Annotated in this window: 19 protein-coding genes and 1 pseudogene; 7 read left to right on the top strand and 13 right to left on the bottom strand. The window is 63.1% G+C overall.

Features of this window, described 5'->3' with window-relative positions; genetic code table 11:
- Positions 1 to 6 precede the first annotated feature (6 nt).
- Together radC and map are read right to left on the bottom strand one after the other, a co-directional pair.
- Positions 7 to 759, bottom strand: coding sequence for a RadC family protein (radC, locus tag QFZ88_RS02800; RefSeq protein WP_024925329.1), 753 nt, complete (start codon positions 757 to 759; stop codon positions 7 to 9).
- A 75-nt stretch (positions 760 to 834) separates the two neighbouring features.
- Positions 835 to 1,665, bottom strand: a complete 831-nt coding sequence (gene map, locus QFZ88_RS02795) for a type I methionyl aminopeptidase (protein WP_024925328.1) — start codon at positions 1,663 to 1,665, stop codon at positions 835 to 837.
- Between the two features lie 168 nt (positions 1,666 to 1,833).
- On the opposite strand from map, the gene QFZ88_RS02790 reads away from it, so the two are divergent.
- Positions 1,834 to 3,348, top strand: a complete 1,515-nt coding sequence (locus tag QFZ88_RS02790) for an ArnT family glycosyltransferase (protein WP_024925327.1) — start codon at positions 1,834 to 1,836, stop codon at positions 3,346 to 3,348.
- A 186-nt stretch (positions 3,349 to 3,534) separates the two neighbouring features.
- Positions 3,535 to 3,831: a DUF982 domain-containing protein gene (locus QFZ88_RS02785; RefSeq protein ID WP_024925326.1), complete on the top strand. Its 297-nt coding sequence runs from the start codon at positions 3,535 to 3,537 to the stop codon at positions 3,829 to 3,831.
- A gap of 54 nt (positions 3,832 to 3,885) precedes the next feature.
- Here QFZ88_RS02785 and QFZ88_RS02780 read toward each other — a convergent pair whose 3' ends face one another.
- Positions 3,886 to 4,041, bottom strand: coding sequence for a hypothetical protein (locus QFZ88_RS02780; protein ID WP_161773089.1), 156 nt, complete (start codon positions 4,039 to 4,041; stop codon positions 3,886 to 3,888).
- Between QFZ88_RS02780 and glpX the strand changes: the two genes are divergently transcribed.
- Positions 4,040 to 5,023 carry a class II fructose-bisphosphatase gene (gene glpX / locus QFZ88_RS02775; protein WP_024925325.1) on the top strand — a complete coding sequence of 328 codons (984 nt, stop codon included), beginning with the start codon at positions 4,040 to 4,042 and terminating at the stop codon, positions 5,021 to 5,023. The genes QFZ88_RS02780 and glpX overlap by 2 nt on opposite strands.
- A 65-nt stretch (positions 5,024 to 5,088) precedes the next feature.
- The gene (recJ, locus tag QFZ88_RS02770; protein WP_024925324.1) at positions 5,089 to 6,873 is read left to right on the top strand and encodes a single-stranded-DNA-specific exonuclease RecJ; all 1,785 of its coding nucleotides are present in this window, start codon (positions 5,089 to 5,091) and stop codon (positions 6,871 to 6,873) included.
- Between the two features lie 49 nt (positions 6,874 to 6,922).
- Here recJ and QFZ88_RS02765 read toward each other — a convergent pair whose 3' ends face one another.
- From QFZ88_RS02765 to folE, 3 genes are all read right to left on the bottom strand, one after another.
- Entirely contained in the window at positions 6,923 to 7,894 is a 972-nt protein-coding gene (locus QFZ88_RS02765) for a patatin family protein (RefSeq protein WP_024925323.1), read from the bottom strand.
- An 84-nt stretch (positions 7,895 to 7,978) separates the two neighbouring features.
- Positions 7,979 to 8,437: a phosphoribosyl-AMP cyclohydrolase gene (hisI, locus tag QFZ88_RS02760; RefSeq protein WP_024925322.1), complete on the bottom strand. Its 459-nt coding sequence runs from the start codon at positions 8,435 to 8,437 to the stop codon at positions 7,979 to 7,981.
- A 49-nt stretch (positions 8,438 to 8,486) separates the two neighbouring features.
- Positions 8,487 to 9,125 carry a GTP cyclohydrolase I FolE gene (folE, locus tag QFZ88_RS02755; RefSeq protein ID WP_024925321.1) on the bottom strand — a complete coding sequence of 213 codons (639 nt, stop codon included), beginning with the start codon at positions 9,123 to 9,125 and terminating at the stop codon, positions 8,487 to 8,489.
- Between the two features lie 243 nt (positions 9,126 to 9,368).
- On the opposite strand from folE, the gene QFZ88_RS02750 reads away from it, so the two are divergent.
- Positions 9,369 to 9,815 carry an iron-sulfur cluster assembly scaffold protein gene (locus QFZ88_RS02750; RefSeq protein ID WP_024925320.1) on the top strand — a complete coding sequence of 149 codons (447 nt, stop codon included), beginning with the start codon at positions 9,369 to 9,371 and terminating at the stop codon, positions 9,813 to 9,815.
- Positions 9,816 to 9,835: 20 nt separating this feature from the next.
- On the opposite strand, the gene QFZ88_RS02745 is transcribed toward QFZ88_RS02750, so the two are convergent.
- Positions 9,836 to 10,996: a glycosyltransferase family 4 protein gene (locus QFZ88_RS02745; protein WP_051504878.1), complete on the bottom strand. Its 1,161-nt coding sequence runs from the start codon at positions 10,994 to 10,996 to the stop codon at positions 9,836 to 9,838.
- A complete protein-coding gene (locus QFZ88_RS02740) occupies positions 10,974 to 11,537 on the bottom strand; it encodes a polysaccharide biosynthesis/export family protein (protein WP_024925318.1) in 564 nt (187 codons plus the stop codon). The genes QFZ88_RS02745 and QFZ88_RS02740 overlap by 23 nt, the downstream gene beginning before the upstream one ends.
- Positions 11,538 to 11,812: 275 nt before the next feature.
- Here QFZ88_RS02740 and QFZ88_RS02735 point away from each other — a divergent pair.
- A pseudogene (locus QFZ88_RS02735) lies at positions 11,813 to 14,051 on the top strand (GumC family protein).
- A gap of 18 nt (positions 14,052 to 14,069) precedes the next feature.
- Here the strand turns inward: QFZ88_RS02735 and QFZ88_RS02730 are convergent.
- Both QFZ88_RS02730 and QFZ88_RS02725 read right to left on the bottom strand, forming a co-directional pair.
- On the bottom strand, positions 14,070 to 15,287 hold the full coding sequence (locus QFZ88_RS02730; RefSeq protein ID WP_024925316.1) for a GNAT family N-acetyltransferase: 1,218 nt from the start codon (positions 15,285 to 15,287) through the stop codon (positions 14,070 to 14,072).
- A gap of 105 nt (positions 15,288 to 15,392) precedes the next feature.
- Entirely contained in the window at positions 15,393 to 15,608 is a 216-nt protein-coding gene (locus tag QFZ88_RS02725) for a DUF2842 domain-containing protein (RefSeq protein WP_024925315.1), read from the bottom strand.
- Positions 15,609 to 15,860: 252 nt separating this feature from the next.
- Here QFZ88_RS02725 and QFZ88_RS02720 point away from each other — a divergent pair, with 252 nt between their 5' ends.
- Positions 15,861 to 16,955, top strand: a complete 1,095-nt coding sequence (locus QFZ88_RS02720) for a COX15/CtaA family protein (protein ID WP_024925314.1) — start codon at positions 15,861 to 15,863, stop codon at positions 16,953 to 16,955.
- Between the two features lie 57 nt (positions 16,956 to 17,012).
- On the opposite strand, the gene QFZ88_RS02715 is transcribed toward QFZ88_RS02720, so the two are convergent.
- The 3 genes from QFZ88_RS02715 to speB form a co-directional block, all read right to left on the bottom strand.
- Entirely contained in the window at positions 17,013 to 17,855 is an 843-nt protein-coding gene (locus QFZ88_RS02715) for an aminoglycoside phosphotransferase family protein (RefSeq protein WP_024925313.1), read from the bottom strand.
- Positions 17,856 to 17,922: 67 nt separating this feature from the next.
- Positions 17,923 to 18,855 (bottom strand): N-acetyl-gamma-glutamyl-phosphate reductase, encoded by a 933-nt coding sequence (gene argC, locus QFZ88_RS02710; protein ID WP_024925312.1) that lies wholly within the window; start codon positions 18,853 to 18,855, stop codon positions 17,923 to 17,925.
- A gap of 34 nt (positions 18,856 to 18,889) precedes the next feature.
- Complete coding sequence (gene speB, locus QFZ88_RS02705) at positions 18,890 to 19,879, bottom strand: agmatinase (protein ID WP_024925311.1); 990 nt, start codon at positions 19,877 to 19,879, stop codon at positions 18,890 to 18,892.
- Between the last annotated feature and the right edge of the window lie 80 nt (positions 19,880 to 19,959).

Below are 19,959 nucleotides of genomic sequence, written 5' to 3'. Positions count from 1 at the left end.
ACGCGGCTAGATCAGCATCAGCCCCTTCATCGATGCATGGCCCTTCTTGCCGATGATGATGTGGTCGTGGACCGTGATGCCCAAGCGCTTGCCGGTCTCGACGATCTCCTTGGTCATTTCGATGTCGGCGCGGGACGGGGTCGGATCGCCGGAGGGATGGTTGTGCACCAGAACGATCGCGGTGGCGGAGAGTTCGAGCGCCCGCTTAACCACCTCGCGGGGATAGACGGGCGTGTGGTCGACCGTGCCGGTCTGCTGCACCTCGTCGGCGATCAGCACGTTCTTCTTGTCGAGGAAAAGGATGCGGAACTGTTCCCTGGTTTCATAGGCCATGGCGGCGCGGCAATAGTCTAGCACCTGTTGCCAGGACGAGAGCGTCTCGCGCCCGGTCAGGTCGCTGCGCAACATGCGGTGCGCGGCCGCCGCGATCACCTTGAGATCAAGCGCCGCCGCCGGCCCGACACCCTTGACCTCTTTGAGCAGCGCTTCGGGCGCCCCCAGAACCTCGGCCAGTGTGCCGAACCTGGCGAGCAGCGCCTTGGCCACCGGCTTGGTGTCGGCGCGCGGAATGAGGCGAAAGAGCAGCAGTTCCAGGAGTTCGTAGTCGGGCAGGGCACTGTGGCCGGCGGCGCCGAAGCGCTCGCGCAGGCGTTCGCGATGGCCGAGATAATGGGGCTTCTCGTTCTCCGGCTTGCGCCTGTCGAGAGGAAGTACGGACCGTTCGGCAAGAAATCCGCGCTCGTCGTCGCTCTTGCTCATCAGCCCCCCGCTTCGAGCACGCCGGTTTCTCCGGCGGCTCCAAGTGTAGTGGGAGTTTTTTGCCTCGGATAGAGGTTAGCGCGCGGGCAGGCCGGGCCGATCGAGCCCCTTCGGCGACAGGGTGAAGATCTCGCAGCCCGTCGAGGTAACGCCGATCGTGTGCTCGTATTGCGCCGACAACGAACGGTCGCGGGTGACGGCGGTCCAGCCGTCGGAGAGAACCTTCACATGCGGGCGGCCGAGATTGATCATGGGCTCGACCGTGAAGATCATGCCCGGCCGCATCTCGACACCTTCGTTGGCGTGGCCGTAGTGCAGGATGTTCGGCGCGTCATGGAACAGCAGGCCGACGCCGTGACCGCAGAAATCCCGCACCACCGAGCAGCGCTCGCCTTCCGCGTATACCTGGATGGCCTGACCAATGGCGCCGGTGCGGGCGCCGGGACGGATCGCGGCGATGCCAAGCATCAGGCACTCATGCGTCACTTCCATCAGGCGCTCCGCTGCGCGCTTGACCGCGCCGACGGGATACATGCGGCTGGAATCGCCATGCCAGCCGTCGAGGATATAGGTGACGTCGATGTTGACGATGTCGCCATCGCGCAGCGGCTTGTCGTCGGGAATACCATGACAAACGACATGGTTGATCGAGGTGCAGCTGGATTTGGTGTAGCCGCGATAGTTGAGCGTGGCGGGCAGGGCGCCGTTATCCATGCCGAATTCGAAAACGAAGCGGTCGATGGTGTTGGTGGTCACGCCGGGCTGTACCATGCCGGCAAGTTCATCCAGGCAACGTGCGGTAAGCTGGCAAGCCTTGCGCATGCCGGCAAAGCTCTCCTCGTTGTAGAGCCTGATCTGGCCGGTGTTGCGCAGCGGGGCTGTTTCAGCGTCGAGATAGGTAACCATGGTTTTCGGAAAGGCTTCGAATTGAATGTCTTGAGCAGGCTATCATGTGACACCGATGGCGCCGATCTTCAACCTCTGGATTGCATCGGATGCAAGACAGGCGTCACTCATCCGTGATAGACGGCGCCGCGACTGGGGAAAGCAGGCGTCCATACGAGGCAGGGTTCCGTGTCGGATTTCGTCAAGCAGTTGCGCGACTGGCAGGGTTGGCGCGCGCCTCCCGCCCCATGGCAAGTCAATATGCTGCAAAGCTGGGCCCGCTACTGGCCGCTTTTCGTGCTGGCGGTTGGCATCGCGCTCTATTTGCCATTGCTCGCCGTGAGACCTCTGCGTTTCGAGGAAGGCCGTCGCGCGCTGCAAGTGCTGGAAATGCTGGACGGCGGCGCCTGGTGGCATCTCAAATTCATCGGCACGCCCTATGTCAACAAACCGCCTTTCACCCCCTGGCTGATGGCTTCGATGGCGACGCTGCGCGGCTCGCTCGACGAGGTGGCAGTGCGGCTCCCCGGGGTGCTCGCCACGCTCGCCGGCGCGCTGGCGGCCGGTTTCAGTGCATCGACGCTGACGATGGGCGATCGCCGCGTTGCCGGCCTGTGCGCCGGGCTGGCGTTCCAGTGTTCGGTCCAGATTCTGCTCAAGGCGCGCATCGGCGAAACCGACGTGACCGCGACGGTGTTGTGCGGCATTGCGCTGGCGCTTTGGCTCTGGGGCAGGGCTCGGGGCCGTTTTGGCGTTGGGTTGTGGCTGGTCATCATGGCGGTTTTCGCCTGTGCTGCCCTCACAAAGGGGCCAATTCCGATCGCCTTCTCGGCATTGCCGATGATCATCATGCCGCTAATCGAAAGAAAGCCGCGCGAGGCCGTGGTCGCTGGCGTGGTTGTCCTTGCGGCGCATATTCCGATGCTGGCCTGGGCCTGGAGCAATTTTGCGGATGCCGGCATCGCCCACTGGGCGTCCGAAATGCGGATCGGGCCGGAGCGCGACGATAACGACCGCCTGATCCGGTTGCTTCATCTGAGCGACCTGCCGGCATCGATCGTCTATCAACTGCCGTTCCTGCCGGCGGCGATCGCCTTGGTTTTCGCCCGATCGCAGTTGGCCAAGGACAGGCGCTGGGTCGTCGACGCGCTGCTGCTTGCGGCCGTACCGATGGCCGTGCTGACCACCGTCCTGCCGGTCGGTCGTACGCGCTATTCGATGCCGGCAAGCTGGCCGCTGGCGGTGATGGCCGGCATCTGGATTTCGATTGCCTGGCGCAGGCTGTATTTCGCGCATTTCATCATCGGTGCCGGTCTTTCCATCGCCGTCATCGTGCAGATCGTGCAGATCGGCATCATGGACGGCCGCACGGGCGGCCAGAAGCAACTGCGCGTCGATGTCGAAGCCTTTTCCAGCGTCATGAAGGCGCTTCCGCCAGGGCCGGTGCCGGTCGTGTGGGAGCGCCGGTTTATGAACGAGAACATCCTGTTCTATGCGCATCGCAAGATGTTCGAGCTGGAGCACGACGAGCTCGATTGCCGCACCGGTGGCGACTATCTGGTCGCAGGCGTTCCGGACCGGAAAGTGCTGGATGCCTCTCCCAACTGGAAGCAGGTGCAGCCGCTGGCTGATTGGGGCATCCTCTACCAGCGGGTTCCGCAGGCTCCGGTCAGGGACTGTCGGCCTCGCAACGCGCCGGCTTGATTTCGGCACAGCCGTTCGCTGGGCCGAGACTGAATTAACCGTAGGACCCGCCTGACGGGTTCTGTTGCAAATATGCAACTATTGGTCGTGCTCCTGCCACATTCATTCGTGAGAAGCGTGTGAAAGGAACCTCCGCATCAAGAAGATTTTGAACGACGGCGGAGGGCCTGTTCGAGAGGCTTCGACATGCGCGAACTCCAATTCGCCATACCTGTTCGTATCGTTCCTGTTCTCGGCCTGCCGGTCGAGGAGATCTACGGCGTCGACCAGGCGATGGATTTTCTTGCTGAATGGTCAACGGGCAAGCAGGGCAAGCTCTATCAGGCGGCGTTCAATGCCTGTTTCGGCGCCAGTGTCGGCGTCGCGTCGGCGGAAGAAGCCTGCCGCGCCTTCGCGATATTCTGCCGGGTCAGCGGCATACTGGCCAGGGACATGATGCCGCCGCGCAAGGGCGGCGACAAGGTTCAGGGCGTTCCGCTCTGAGGTCATCGCAAGCATAAATCCCCTTCTTTATGAGGCTCGAGATTCTTCGCGACTTCATTTCCCAGAAATACTGAAATCTCTTTCAATCGATTGATATTGTTTCTCTTTCGAGAAATGGCCGTTTCGGGTCTTGCCGTTGTCATATGCCTTTGACACAAGAGGCGCGCCCGCGTCACGGGCATGCGTTTCGAACGAGGATTGCTGCTTCATGAATGCTTCCGCGAACACCATCGCCGGCCTTGACCGGATACTCACCATGGAAGTGGTGCGCGTCACCGAACGCGCCGCCGTCGCCGCCGCCAGGCTGCGCGGACGCGGCGACGAGAAGGCGGCCGACCAGGTCGCGGTCGACGCGATGCGTTCGGAACTGAACCGCCTGAACATCAAGGGCACGGTGGTGATCGGCGAGGGCGAGCGTGACGAAGCGCCGATGCTTTACATCGGCGAAGAGGTCGGCACCGGTAAGGGGCCGGCGGTGGACATCGCACTGGATCCGCTGGAAGGCACCACGATCTGCGCCAAGAATCTGCCGAACGCGCTGGCCGTCATCGCCATTGCCGAGAAGGGCAGCCTGCTGTTCGCGCCGGACGTCTATATGGACAAGATTGCCATTGGCCCAGGCTATCCGGAAGGCACGATCGATCTCGACGCATCGCCGGCCGACAACATTGCAAGCCTTGCCAAGGCCAAGGGCGTGCCGGTTAATGAAGTCACCGCCTGCATTCTCGACCGGCCGCGCCACGCCAAGCTGATCGAGGCCGTGCGGGCCACGGGCGCTGCTATTCGGCTGATCGGCGACGGCGACGTCGCAGGCGTCATCCACACCACCGACCCCGAGGAGACCGGCATCGACATCTACATCGGATCGGGCGGCGCGCCGGAGGGCGTGCTGGCGGCGGCTGCGTTGCGTTGCACCGGCGGCCAGATGCAGGGCCGTCTCATCCTCGACACGCCTGAAAAGGTCGAGCGTGCAGCGAAGATGGGCATCGCCGATCCGAACAAGGTCTACCGGGTCGATGAAATGGCGCGCGGCGACGTGCTGTTCGCGGCGACCGGCGTCACCGACGGCAACATGCTGGCCGGCGTGAAATTCGGCCGTAACTACATCACCACCGATACCATCGTGCTGCGCTCGTCCTCGCGCACCGTTCGCGAGATCAAGGCCCGCCATCAGGACTTGGATAAGTTTTGATTTTCGCCGGTTTCGCCGTATTGAGCCATTCCATGTGGCTCGATACGGCGATGGGTAGGCCCTGAATGACGGGCGAAAAGCGGTTCTTTCTTGATGTCAGGCGCTCGGCCACCGGCCTCGCCTGGGTGCACCGACTATCCGAACGGCAGGATATGACGGCGCTGGCCATCGCCCAGGGGCATGGCGTTCCGGATATCGTTGCCCGCGTTCTGGCGGGGCGCGGCGTTACCGCCGTCGGCACCGAACGGTTCCTCGACCCAACCATTCGCGACCTTTTGCCGGATCCGGCCTCGCTGACCGACATGAACAAGGCCGCCGTGCGGCTCGCTGAAGCGATCATACGGGGCGAACGGATCGCCATCTTCGGCGATTATGATGTCGACGGCGCGGCGTCCTCGGCGCTGCTCAAGCGGTTCCTCGACGTCTTTTCGATCCCTTCGGAAATCTACATTCCCGACCGCATCTTCGAGGGCTACGGCCCCAATCCCGACGCGATGCGCGAATTGGTCGGGCGTGGCGCGAGCCTGATCGTCACCGTCGATTGCGGCACCAACAGCGCCGCTTCCATCGATGCTGCCAAGGAAGCCGGCGCCGATGTCGTGGTGCTCGATCACCACCAACTGGGCGGCGCGCTGCCGGCGGCGACCGCGGTCGTCAATCCGAACCGCGAGGACGACCTTTCGGGGCAGGGGCATTTGTGCGCGGCGGGCGTGGTGTTCCTGACGCTGGTGCAGACGGCCAAGCTGCTGCGCGAACGGGTGCCGGATGCGCCGAAGCCGGACCTGCTTGCCATGCTCGATCTCGTCGCGCTGGCAACGGTGTGCGATGTCGTGCCCCTGGTTGGTGTCAACCGCGCCTTCGTGGTGAAGGGGCTGCAGGTCGTGCGCCAGCAAAGGAATGTCGGACTGGCCGAATTGACGCGGGTTGCGCGCGTCGGCGAGCCGGTCAACACCTTCCATCTCGCCTTCCTGATAGGCCCACGCATCAATGCGGGCGGACGCATCGGCGATGCCGCGCTCGGCAGCCGGCTCCTTGCTACGGACGATCCGGCCGAGGCGCGGGGGATTGCCGAGACGCTCGACCGGCTGAACCAGGAGCGCCAGGTGATGGAACAGGAGATGCTGGCCCAGGCGCGCGCCGAAGCGGACGCCGAACTGGCTGGCGGCGAGGGGCCGGCGGTAATCGTGACGGCGTCTGAACAATGGCATCCCGGCATCGTCGGGCTGATTGCTTCCCGGCTCAAGGACCATGCGCGTCGGCCGGCCTTTGCCATCGCCTTCAACGCCAATGGCACTGGCACCGGCTCGGGCCGTTCGGTTCCGGGTTTCGATCTCGGACGATTGGTGCGCGAGGCGGCGGAAGCCGGCTTGATCGTCAAGGGCGGTGGCCATGCGATGGCGGCGGGGATCACCGTGGACCGTCAGAAGCTGGGCGCCTTGCGCGCTTTCTTCGAGGAACGCGCGGCGGCCGACGTGTTCCGCCTGCGTGACGAGGAGAGCCTCCTGGTGGATGGCGCGCTTGCCGCCGAGGGCGCAACACTGACCCTGCTCGACAATCTCGAGAAGGCCGGTCCGTTCGGCACCGGCCATGTGCCGCCGCTTTTCGTGCTGCCGCGCCACAAGCTTGCCGATGCGCGCGCCGTCGGCACCAATCACATCCGTGTCGATCTGGTTTCGGACAGCGGCGGGCGCATCCAGGCGATGGCATTCAGGGCCGTGGACACGGTGCTGGGCGACTTCTTGTTCAAGAACCGGGGCCGCACCCTGCATGTCGCCGGCTCGATTGGCGGCAACTACTGGAACGGCAATCGCAGTGTCCAATTCCGCATCACCGATGTGGCAATGGCCTGAAAGCTACGCGACCAGTATCCCGGAACAGGCCGACAAGATTGATAGCCGGTCAGGCCAAGACGGCCTGGAGCCGCCGCAACTCATCGACATGCGCCATGGTTGCCTCATAACCCAGCCGGATCGCCTCGTCGGCGCGGTGGAATTCGGTGAGCCCGACATGGCCGAGCTTGGGCTGTAGCGACAGATCGGGCGGATCACCGGCCAGCCTGGCGCGCGAGATGCGATCCTGAATGATGTTGAACGCCTCGACCATCATGCCGGTGATGCCGAGCCTCGTGCCCTGCGCGGTGGCGTTGGGGTCGTGCCGAGTAGGCCTTGCCGCATCCTTCTGTATCATCAACTCGCCAGCGCTATGCTTGATCACCGCGGCGCGGCCGAACAGGTCGTAATGGAGGTTTACCGCCACCACCATCGGCTGTTCGTAGGCACGGCAGACCGACACCGGCACCGGGTTCACCAGCGCGCCATCGGCCAGCACGCGGCCGTTGCAGTTGACCGGTTCGAAGACGCCAGGCAAGGCATAGGATGCCCGCATGGCAGTGACCAGCGAACCCTGGGTGATCCAGATTTCGTGACCGGTCCTGACTTCGGTGGCGACCGCCACGAACGGTTTCGGGAGATCCTCGATACGAAGACCGTCAAGATGTTCGCGCAGACGGGCATCCAGCTTCATGCCTCCGAACAGGCCGCTGCCGCCGAGATTGATGTCGAGCAGGCCGAAGATGCGTCGCCGGGTCAGGCCGCGCGCGAATTCTTCCAGTTCGTCCAATTTGCCGGCGAGGTAGCAGCCGCCCACCAGCGCGCCGATCGAGGTGCCGGCGATCATCGAGACTTCGAGGCCGACTTCGTCCAGTGCCCGCAGCACGCCGATATGGGCCCAGCCGCGTGCCACGCCGCCGCCGAGGGCGAGGGCAATTCCGCATTTCTTGGGATGTTTGAATTCGGGCGCCCCGTCGGACGACGACGGATCATTCGCGTCGCGAGCGATTCCCCTGCCACGCAATGACGCCCATTCGAGCATCACAATCTCCCTAACCCGCGACCAATATAGAGATTGGCCGTATCGAAATCGTGAATCGGGGCGAAGTTGGTCCCGGCGGGATGGTCAACGTGGCGTCCGATAGGTTTCCTGCGCATCGAACAGCGGCTCGGAGCCATCTCTGGCAAGTATTGCCTTGCCTTCGACAAGCGCCACCGTCCGATAAAAGCAAGAACGCCGACCGGTGTGACAGGTTGCATCGTGGCCGGAGACTTTTACGCGAAGCCAGACGGCGTCCTGATCGCAGTCGGTCTTGATCTCGACAACGTGCTGGAAATTGCCCGATGTCTCGCCCTTCTTCCACAAGGCGTTGCGCGAACGCGACCAGTAGTGGGCGATGCCGGTTTCCATTGTCAGGGCGAGCGCCTGCGCGTTCATGTGCGCCACCATCAGCAGCGTGCTGTCTTCGGCGTCGGTGACGACAGCCGTCACAAGCCCTGCCGCATCGAAGCGCGGCGTGAACACACTGCCTTCCTCGAGCAGGCTCTTGTCCTTGGAGGGTTCGGAAAACTGCAGAGCGGTCATCGCCTAATCCTGGGCCGGATCCTGAAAATTCTGGAGCCGGCGAAGCGAATCAAGCTCCGCTGCCGGCGCGCACCATGGTAACGAACCGGACCTGTTCCTCGGGATTGTCCCGGAAAGAGCCGGTGAAGGTGGAGGTCAGGGTCGTCGACCCCTGCTTGCGGATACCGCGCATGGCCATGCACATATGCTCGGCCTCGACCATCACGGCAACGCCGCGCGGATTTAGCACGTCCTGGATGACGCCGGCAATCTGGGCGGTCATCGCCTCCTGCGTCTGCAGGCGGTGCGCAAAGATGTCGACGACGCGGGCGATCTTCGACAGGCCGACGACCTTGCCGTCCGGCAGGTAGCCGACATGCGCCTTGCCGATGATCGGCACCATGTGGTGCTCGCAATGCGAGTGGAACTTGATGTCGCGGACGATGACGAGGTCGTCATAACCGGCAACCTCCTCGAAAGTGCGGCCAAGTTCCTCGGCCGGGCACATGTCGTAGCCGCCGAACATCTCGCGATAGGCCTTGGCAACGCGCTTCGGCGTGTCGACCAGGCCTTCGCGGTCCGGATTGTCACCGGTCCAGCGCAAAAGCGTGCGCACCGCTGCCTCGACCTCTTCCTGGCTCGGACGGTCAGTGACCGGCTTCTCCATATAGGACGAGGTCGGCATGATCTTCTTGATGACGGCATCCATGAAAGGCATCTCCCGTAGTTCCCTTCATAGAGGGAACGAGTTGAACGGACCACTGCCTTTTGCGGTAGCGGAAACCCCACCCGGCTTCCCGCCCGAAAGCGGCGTGAAGAAGAGACCGAACGACGCGACAGCCCATCGCCTTGTCGATACCGGACCCAAGGCATTATATATGGTCGTGCCGAGCGAATGAAAGATGCGCCAGCAGCATTCGATGATCGTGCCAGCACGGCGGATTGAAAGATTATGATCGACGACGTCTATAATGCGAAAATTCTCGGTTTTGCCGGAAATATCGCCCGCATCGGTAGGCTCGACCATCCCGATGCGACTGCCAAGGCGCATTCGAAGCTCTGCGGTTCGACCGTTACCGTCGATCTGCGGATGCAGGACGGCATTGTCACCGATTTCGCGCATGATGTGAAAGCATGCGCGCTCGGACAGGCTTCGTCCTCGATCATGGCCGCCAATGTCGTTGGTGCTACCGCCGAGGAGTTGCGCGCCGTGCGCGACACCATGTTGAAGATGCTGAAGGAAAATGGCGCGCCGCCAAATGGGCGTTTTGCCGATCTGAAATATCTGGAGCCGGTGCGCGACTATAAGGCACGTCATGCCTCGACGATGCTGACCTTCGATGCCGTGGTCGATGCGATCGGCCAGATCGAGCAGAAGCGCGCCGAAGCCGCCGCGTGAGCAGTCGTTCCGCCGGGTGATTAGCCGGCCAACGCCGCGAAATAAGCTTTTTCGATCTGCGCAGCCATCACGTCGGCACCGAATTTTGCGGTCAAGTCGGCCTGTTGCGGCATGGTTTCCCGATAGGCGTCGAGGTCGGCCAAGGCTTCACTCATCTTCTCGCCAACCACGCCCGCGTCGGGCTGTGTCAGGGCAGGGGAACCGATCCCGAAGATTTCCGGAATGCCGCCCACGGCGGTGGCGATCATCGGTTTTTCGGCCGCGAGCGTTTCAAGCACGATGTAAGGCATCGCCTCCGCTCGCGACGGCACGACGACAAGCTGCGCCAACGCGAAGGCCGCGCGGGCGGGCATCGGTTCGAGGAACTGGATACGGTCGTCGAGACCGAGGCGCAGCACCTGGGACCGGTAGCGGGGCAGGTCTTCGCCGTCGCCGACCATCACCGCATTGATGGTACGCCCGAGGCGAATCTCGGCCTGGGCAACCGCGTCGATGAAGATGTCTGGGCCTTTCAGGTCGCGCATCATGCCGATGTAGAGGAGATCCGCAGCATCGGCCTTCGAGACCACCGGTTCGAATTCCGCGGCGCGCAGGCCGTTATAGACCAGCGTGTTGGGCACACGCGGTTCGCCAACCTTGCGGCGATAGGCCTGCCTTTCATAGTCGGACACGAACAGCAGATAGTCTGTGAAATACGCCATCGTCCACTCAAGCGCGAAGAACAGCTTTCCGGTGGCTGTGCGTTCGTCGTAGTGGAGACTGCCGCCATGCGGCGAATAAAGGCGGGCCACGCGAGACCTTGAAACCCGCAACAGTGAGCCGAACAGACGCGCATAGGCGCCACCCTTGGCGCCATGGCCATGGAGCACGTCCGGCTTCAATTCCTTGATGATCTTGAAGGTACGCCAGGCCGAAGCCGCGTCCCCGGGACCGATGTGGCGCTGCATCGGCGTACGATGCACACCGAGCGCCAGAACCCCTTTCATGTCTTCGAAGAGCGCTTCTTCGAGCGCACCGCCCGTCGTCGAATCGCAGACGATGCCGACCATGTGGCCTGCCGCCGCCTGCGCATCGGCCAGATCGCGCACATGGCGGAAAATACCGCCGACGGGCGAACGGAAGCAATGCACGATGCGGAGGGAGGAAGGCGCCACGTTGTCAGAACAGACGTTCGCGGACATAGACCGTGTCGCCGGGCAGCAGCGGGTCGGATGTCACCACCCGGCCGGTCATGACCTCTCCGTTGATGTCGCGTGTGACGTCGACCATTGATTGATTGGCCCTGGCGGAGAAGCCGCCGGCGATGGCGATCGCCTTCTGAACGGTCAGGCCCGGTACATAGGAATACTGGCCGGCGGCGCCAACCTCGCCCATCACGAAGATCGGCCGGTAGCGGTCGATCTCGACCGAGACGTCGGGATCGCGCAGGTAGCCCTGGCGCAATTTGCCGGCGATCGCCTTTTCCAGCTGCTGCGCCGTGCTGCCGCGGGCCGGCACCGAGCCGACAAGCGGGAAGGAGATGTAGCCGGACTGGTCGACGCTGTAGGTGTTGGTCAGCCCATCCTGCTCGAATACGGTGATGCGGACCCGGTCGCCGGCACCAAGCCGGTAGGGTTGCGTCAGCACGTCATGAAAAGCTGCTGGGGTCGGGCGATAACTGGAACAGCCAGCCAGCAGCGACACCGCAAGCAATGCGCAAGTGAGCGGGGCGGGACATCTCATGGCTGGGCACGTACCTTTGAGTGGTCGCCAGATGTGCGGCGACGTTCAGGATCGAGTCTTGTTATCGGTCTGTTAGGGTTAATGGCCGGTAAAGGGAGTGCCGGTTCTGCGGTCCGAAATAAGGTCCGCGCGCGAAAAAGGTGGCGATCCGGCATTGGTGGCTCGGCGGTGTCTGCTTTCGCTCTTCCGCCGGCCCAATTGCCGGGCGGTTCTCTTAACCAGTGAGTTACCATAGTTGTTTACCTTGCATGCGACCCAGTATGGGAGCGGGATACATGTCAGGCGTACAGTCCAGCGCAGCAGATCTTGATGTCGATTTGAGGCAGCTCTTCGCAAGTCTTGCGCGGAACTGGCTTCGAATCCTCGTGGTTGCGTTGATCGTGGCGGGTCTCGCCTTCGCGCTCGCATGGCTGACGACGCCGCTTTACAAATCCGAAACGCGGCTTTTGATCGAAGCGCGTGAATCGGTATTCACCCGTCCGAACACGACCAACGATGCCGACCGGCCGCTTTTCGACGAGGAAGGCGTGACCAGCCAGGTCGAGGTGGTCTCATCGACCGACATTCTCAAGCAAGTGGCGAAGCAGCTGAATCTGTCCACGCTGCCCGAATTCGACGAGACGGTGAAGATGTCGTCGATCAGCAGGTTGCTGATCCTGGCCGGGCTGAAGAGCGATCCAAACGAGATTCCGCCGGAAGAGCGCGTGCTCAAGAAGATGCACGAGAAGCTCAACGTTTATCGTGTTGAAAGATCTCGCGTTATCGTCATCGAATTCTCGTCGCGCGATCCCAAGCTGGCGGCCGATGTGCCTAATGCCATCGCCGATGCCTACCTCGCCTTGCAACGCGGTGCCAAGCTGCAATCGAACACGGAAGCGACCGACTGGCTGGCACCGGAAATTGCTGACCTGTCGAAGCGCGTGAAAGACGCCGAAGCGAAAGTAGCCGAATATCGTGCGCAGTCCGATCTGCTGATCGGCCAGAACAATTCGGTGCTGGCTACCCAGCAGCTTTCGGAAATGTCCAGCGAACTGTCGCGCGTGCGCGCCAACCGTGCGTCGGCCGAAGCGACGGCGCAAGGCGTGCGCAAGGCTCTCCAGAGCGGAGGTTCCCTGGATTCGCTGCCGGAAGTGATGTCGTCCGCCGCCATCCAGAGGCTGCGCGATCGGCAGGGGCAGATCAAGAGCGATATCGCAGACCTTTCCGACGACGCTGCTCGACAACCATCCCCGTATCCGCTCGCTGAAGTCGCAGCTTGCCGATATCGATGGCCAGATTCGCACCGAGGCGCAAAAAGTGCTGGCCGGTCTCGTCACCGAGGCCGATACCGCCAAGGAGCGTGAGAGCCAGCTCGTGGCGGATCTCAACCGGTTGAAGGCCGAATCGGCCCGTGCCGGCGAGGAACAGGTCGAACTCAACGCGCTGGAGCGCGAGGCGACCGCCCAGCGCCAATTGCTGGAATCCTATCTGACCCGCTACCGCGAGGCATCGTCACGCCAGGACCGCAACTATCTGCCGGTCGACGCCCGCATTTTCTCGCGCGCGATCGTTCCGACCGAGCCCTATTTCCCCAAGATGCTGCCGATCGTCGGTGCCGCCTTTGCCGCGTCGCTGCTGGTCATGGCCATCATCACCTTGCTTCGCGAATTGTTCTCCGGCCGCGCGATGCGCCCGGCCAGCGGTCCGCGGCCGGAACCGGTGAGAGAGGTGCCCATGCCAGCCGTTCGGGACGATGATCGGCCCGTGCCGCCGGTGGCGAAACGCGATCTGATGGAAACGACTGCGCCGGCTGCTCGCCTGCAGGCCTCCGACGACGAGCGCGCCGCCGCCGTCCGCAAGGCGGCAGCCCTGATCGAGAATGCCGCGGTCGGCAGGCCGGCTGTGAAGGAAAAGGCACCGGAACCCAGCGATGCGGGGCTCGGAGAAATCGACATCGAGAAGGCCGCCGAAAGGCTGATCACCAGCGGCGCGGCACGCGCGATCTTCGTTTCGCCCGAGGGTGACGAAGCGGCGGCCAGTTCCATCCTGGTGGCCCGCGAGGTCGCGGATGCCGGCTTGCGTGTGCTCCTGATGGATCTGACCGCATCGGGTGCCGCCTCGCGCCCCTTGCTCGACAGCAGCGCCTATGCCGGCATCACGAACCTGTTGGCTTCGGAAGCGCAATTCAGCGACGTCATCCATGCCGATCACTATTCCGATTGCCATGTGATTCCCGCCGGAACCGCCGACCCGATGCGCGCCATGCGGGCAGCCGACCGGTTGCCGATCATTATGCAGTCGCTCACCACCGCCTACGACCTTGTCGTGGTGGAATGCGGACCGGCCGATGCGGACGGCATCCGCCGGCTGGTGGGCGAGGCGACGGAGGTTTTCGTCAGTGTGCTGGAGCCGAGCGAGGCGATCACCGAAGCCGCTGTCAAACTGATCGAGAGCGGTTATCCGGACCTGATCCTGGTCACGCCTGCCGGGCATGGCACGCCAGGCGCGCCGGTCTCCGGCCGTTCGGCCGCGTAGCGGACGGGCAGGGGCGTCTCAGTCTTCCGAGGTTGCCGCCGGCTGTTCGTGGCCCGCGGCCCTGCGGCGCAAAGCTTTGGTGAATTTCCAGATGGTCGGGCTGTTCTTGATGAAGGCCTTGACCCGCGCGCCCTGATGCAGGCTCGAAGCCAGGGCGCGTCCTTTCAACGTCAGCGGCACCATCGCGTCCCGGTGCAGGATTTCGATATCGCACCATTGTCGTTTGTACGGCTCGTCGCCAACAGAGAAATCGTAGACGGCGTTGCCTTGTTCGCAGGCTTCCTGGATGTTGTCGAAGAACAGGAAATCGCCGGGGCTTGCCGACGAAAGCTCGTCTTCGAGAATCGCACCGAATTCGCATACGAGCCGGCGCGGCGCGTGGCTCGATCCGGTCACCGCGCGCAACTTGCCGGCCACTTCAAGCCCATGAAGCACGAAGGAAGGTTTCTCTTCGTCGAGTGCCTCCGCAAACAGGGCATGGAAGAAAGCGCGCACGCGCGGGTCGCCGAAGACATTGGCGATGCCCATCTTGCGGAAACGCTGTTCCTTCATGGCCAGGAAGGCTTCCAACAGGCGACGGGTTTCGTCCGCTGACCGGGCTTCGATTCTGGAAAAACCGCCCGCCGTCTCGAATTTGCGGGCCTGCGAGCGGTGTTTCTTGCGTTTGCGTTTGCCGCTGGTGCGCTCGAGCACTTCCTCGAAGCCGCCGCTCAGATCCACCGCCAGCGACAGATTGGGGCTTTGAAAAGAGGGGAGCGCCGACAGCGGATTGACCAGCCCGTCGAGGTCAGGCTGCAGTCGCTGCAGGGCGATCAGGTCGATATCCGGACGGGCTCTCTTGATGGCGTCGAAGAGCCTGCTCAGGTCAGCTGCGGCCAGGGGGCTGTCGGATGTCTGCGCAAAGGGAGGGAAGTTGCCGTTGGCGTGACGTCCACCCATAAAGCGGGCGACCTTGAATGGCCCGGAGCGCTCGACTTCCAGAGCCATGGCAAGCAGCGGCTGCTCGCCCGTTTTCAGCCAGGCGATCAAGGCGTCCGGGCGCAGATTGTCGATCCAGTGTCGTATCCACAGCGCGCTTTGCGGCGGCGCATGGGGGGCGGTCCGGCTGAAGTCTCCGTAGGACGCGATCGCTTCGGCGGAGGCAGATTGAACGGTGGCCACTACCGCCGGCGCCTGATGTGGTGCCGCGGTTGCCGCGAAAGTCTTGCCGTCCCCCGACGCCGTCGCGTCCGCCATACCTGCATCGTCCCATTGGCGCCGTGCAGTGAGCCTGCATCACGCGGGCGCGCTATGAAGCCTGAATATTAGGCCAAAAAGATAAATGAATCTTGGATTTGACCGTTAGTTCTTCGGGCGCGGCTCCAGGATCAGCCATTTGATGATGCCCATGGCGGGCAGCACCCAAAGCAGACCGCTGAAGATAAAAAAAGCGAGGTGGACCAAGGGGCCGGATTCCGAGAGCTGTGCCACGGCGACGATCGTCGCGACGATGGCGTAGATGATGACCAGCGCCACCAAAAGCACGGTTCCGATCAGCTTCTTGAGACGCAGGGGCATGGCGCAGATCCTTTGTGGTTTCGATTATGCCGAATGTCGGCCGCGCGCAACCGGCAAGGCTAAGCGGCGCGACGGCGTGCCGCGCTGCTTCGTCTTGCCAGTTTCGCCGCTATGGTTCACCTAACCGCTCGTTGGAGCGCAGCATGTCCATTTGAACGCGCAAAGGGTGCTTCAGCGCTTTGAATCCGCGCATCGTGCCTGCCGAAAACCGATTCCGGTTTCACTGCCGATGCGTTAGCCTTCGGAGAAGCCATGACTTCCGCCGCCGACATTGCAGCCCCGGCTGCCGAACAGGATCGCGAGTTGCGCAACCGCGCATGGGTTCGCGGCTGGCTTTATGTCGTGCTCCTGGCGCTCTTTGCGTTGGTGATGGTGGGTGGCGCCACCCGCATGACCGGCTCGGGTCTGTCGATCACCGAATGGAAGCCCATCCATGGCGTCATCCCGCCACTCAACCAGGCCGAATGGCAGGAAGAGTTCGAGAAATATCAGCAGATTCCGCAGTATCAGCAGGTCAACAAGGGCATGTCGCTGGACGAGTTCAAAGGCATCTTCTGGTGGGAGTGGGCGCACCGGCTTCTGGCCCGTGGCGTCGGCTTCCTGGTTGCTGTTCCGCTTGTCCTGTTCTGGGTGACGCGGCGGCTGGAAAGTAGGCTGAAACCGCGCCTGATCGGCCTCCTGGCCCTGGGTGGACTGCAAGGGGCCATCGGCTGGTGGATGGTTGCGTCAGGGTTGGCGGAGCGCGTGTCGGTCAGCCAATATCGGTTGGCGACACATTTGACGCTCGCCTGCATCATCATCGTGGCGGTGACCTATATTGCGCGCGGCGTCGCTCGCTATTCGGAGCGGCCGGCCGGGCGCGGCGCGCAACGTTTCGCCGGTCTCATGGTGCTGCTCGTGTTGATCCAGATCTATCTCGGCGCGCTGGTCGCCGGCCTGCATGCGGGCCTGACCTACAACACCTGGCCGCTGATGGACGGCGCCATCATCCCGGGTGACCTGTTCGTCATGGATCCCGCCTGGCGCAATCTGTTCGAAAATCCAAAGACGGTGCAGTTCGTGCACCGCATGTTCGCCTATACGGTACTGGCGATAGCCCTATGGCACGCGCTGGCGACCACCAGGTCGGCACCCGGCAGCACCCACGCGCGCCGCGCCTGGCTGTTGTTCGTTCTGGTGCTGGGGCAGGCGGCCATCGGCGTCGCGACGCTGTTGATGATGGTGCCGCTGGATGTGGCGCTGACACACCAGGCTTTCGCGATGATCGTGCTGATCTTCGCAACCGCGCATTGGCGTGGCACCAAGGGCGCTTATCCGCTGGAAACCCAGGTGGTGGTCCGGTCCTAGGCTTGGCGCCGGTAGCCAGACCACGGCGCGAGCGAGCCGGAACCGCTACGCCCGGCCTCAGAAATTATGATCGCGAACAGTGCGGACGACTGAAACGACTGCCAGTTCGCGGCGCTCGTCCTCATCGCTGCCGTCTTCGGCATGCCAGGACGACGACAGGCAACCATATGCGATCGCGTGGTCGAGCAGACGGCGGGGATCCTGCCGCATCGTGCGCGAGAAGATCGTCACCATGGTGGAGATCCGGTCCGGGTCGACGCACAGCGCTTCCCGCTCGAGCGGGTTGAAGAACATGTTGGCGGCATCGAAGCCGGGATCGCCCAATATGCCCTTGGGATCGATCGCCAGCCAGCCGCGCGGCGACTGGATGATGTTGTCGTGGTGGATGTCGCCGTGAAGCGGGCGCACGTCCAGCGGGTCGGACAACAGGCGCTCGGCGATTTCGGCTCCCTCGACATAGATAGTTTTCTGTCCAGCGGCCCGATCTGCCTCGGCCTTGGCAAAAAGGCTGACAAAGCGATCCCGCAGCGGCTGCAGGTCACCGGGCAGGGCATGAGATGATGGAGCGTGCAGCCTTGCCATCACGTCGGCGGCGATTTCAGTGGCTGCTGTATCACCCACGTCGTCCAATACGGCGGTGAGATGGCGCTCGCCGGCATATTCGATCAGCATCATCTTGTCTTCGCTGTCGAACAGCCGGATGAGCCCTTCGCCACGCCGCCATGCCAGAAGATGGGCGCCGCGCAACTCGTCCTCGACGTCGTCGAAATCCTTCAGCGCCTTGACGATGGCCGGCATGCCATTGGTCTGGCTAACCTTCCAGATACGGCTTGAGAATGTTTCGGCAATCAGGGTGGGCTCGCTGACATTCCAGCGCGCCGGCAAGGCAGGCGGTTGCATGAGGATTTTTCCTGATGGATCGAGGCCGCGCCAATGGCGCGGCCAGGCTCTTGTACCGAAGTAAAGATCAGCCGTTGAGGCCGAGCATCAGATCGAGGTTCTGCACAGCCGCGCCCGAGGCTCCCTTGCCGAGGTTGTCGTAGACGGCGACGAGCAGCGCCTGGGCGCGGGCATCGTTGGCGAAGACGTAGAGCTTCATGCGATTGGTGTCGTTGTACTCTTCCGGGTTCAGTTCCGGCACGCGGTCGACCGCTTCATAGGGTGCCACCTCGACCACGCCGCCCTTGATGGCGGCGAAATGGTCGGCGATGGCCGCGTGCAGTTCCGCGCCGGTCGGGATGTGATGCAACTGTCCAAGTTGCAGCGGCACCACCGTGATCATGCCCTGCGCGAAATTGCCGACGGCCGGCTGCATCAATGCGTCGTGCTTGAGCTTCGCATAGGCCTTCAGTTCCGGCAGATGCTTGTGCTTCAGGGCCAGTGCGTAAGGTGTGAACTCCGAGGCGTTCTCGCCCTTGGCTTCATAATCTTCGATCATCGTGCGGCCGCCGCCCGAATAGCCCGAGATACCGTTGAAGGTCACCGGATAGTCGGCCGGCAGCAGGCCGGCCTCGACGAGTGGGCGCAGCGTAGCGATCGGGCCCTGCGGCCAGCAGCCGGGGTTGGCGACACGCTTCGCCGAGGCGATGCGCTGCGCTTGTTCCCTGTCCATTTCCGGGAAACCATATTCCCAGCCGGCCGCCACGCGGTAGGCGGTCGAGGCGTCAATGACCCGGGTCGTGTCGTTGGAGATCAACGACACGCTTTCCCTGGCGGCGTCATCGGGCAGGCAAAGGATGGCGACATCGGCGGCGTTGAGGAACTCGGCGCGGGCCGCGGTCTCCTTGCGGCGCTCAGCCGGAATGGAGATGATCTCGAGATCGCCGCGACCTGCCAGCCGGGTCCTGATCTGCAGGCCGGTGGTGCCGTGTTCGCCGTCGATGAAGATTTTCGGTTTCATTGCCTGTCTGGTCCGATGTTTTGTGGCCGGGACGTCAGATGTCCTGGCCGGTATGCGCTTGGTTGTTGTTGTCTTCGGCTCTCGCCTTCTTCTCAGCAAGCAGGCCGAGATAATGCATGGCGATGGTCGAGCCGGCGATCGCCGTTATATCGGCATGGTCGTAGGCTGGTGCAACCTCCACCACGTCGGCGCCGACCATGTCGATCTGGCCAAGCAGCCGCAGGGTCGACAGGATCTTGGAGGATGTCGGGCCGCCGGCTACCGGCGTGCCGGTCCCCGGAGCGAAGGCCGGGTCGAGGCAATCGATGTCGAAGGTGACGTAGGTCTTGCGGCCGCCGGTGCGTTCGACGATGGCGTAGGCGATGTCGGCGGCGCGCATCTCCTCGACTTCGTAGCCGTGCAGGATCTTGATGCCGAACGTGTCCGGTGCATGCGTGCGGATGCCGATCTGGATCGACCGGTCGGGGTCGATCAGGCCTTCCTTCACCGCGCGGCCGACGAAGGAGCCGTGGTCGATGCGCTTGCCGTCATCCGGCCAGGTGTCCTGATGCGCGTCGAACTGCACCAGCGCCAGTGGGCCATGTATGGCTGCATGCGCCTTCAGGATCGGATAGGTGACGAAGTGGTCGCCGCCGAGCGACAAAAGGAACGCGCCGCTTTTCAGGATCTTGGCGGCCTCGCGCTCGATGATGCCGGGCGTCTTCTGGTGATTACCCGAATCCAGCAGGCAATCGCCGTAGTCGACAACCGCGAGATGATCGAAGAACTCGCGCGCAAACGGATATTGCGGATCGTTGTCGAAGATGGCGGAGGCGCGGCGAATCGCCTGCGGCCCGAATCGCGCACCGGGGCGGTTGGTGACGGCGGCATCGAACGGAATACCCCAAACGACGGCATCGGCCCCCTTCACGTCCTTGGTGTATTTGCGGCGCATGAACGACAAAGCGCCAGCGTAGGTCGGCTCATAAGAGGGACCGGTTTTGCCGCGTGCGGTGAAAGCGTGGTCGATGTTCTTGTTCGACATCACGTGCTCCTACGGTTGATCGGGCAGCGACACATAACGGACCGGATCGCAACATGCCAGTCACGAGACCGGAATGGGCG

The sequence above is a fragment of the Mesorhizobium sp. YL-MeA3-2017 genome (assembly GCF_030814575.1).
GTDB classification, from domain to species: Bacteria; Pseudomonadota; Alphaproteobacteria; order Rhizobiales; family Rhizobiaceae; genus Mesorhizobium; species Mesorhizobium terrae.
The sequence above is the reverse complement of the archived record's forward strand: the minus strand, read 5'-3'. Positions and strand labels throughout refer to the sequence as shown.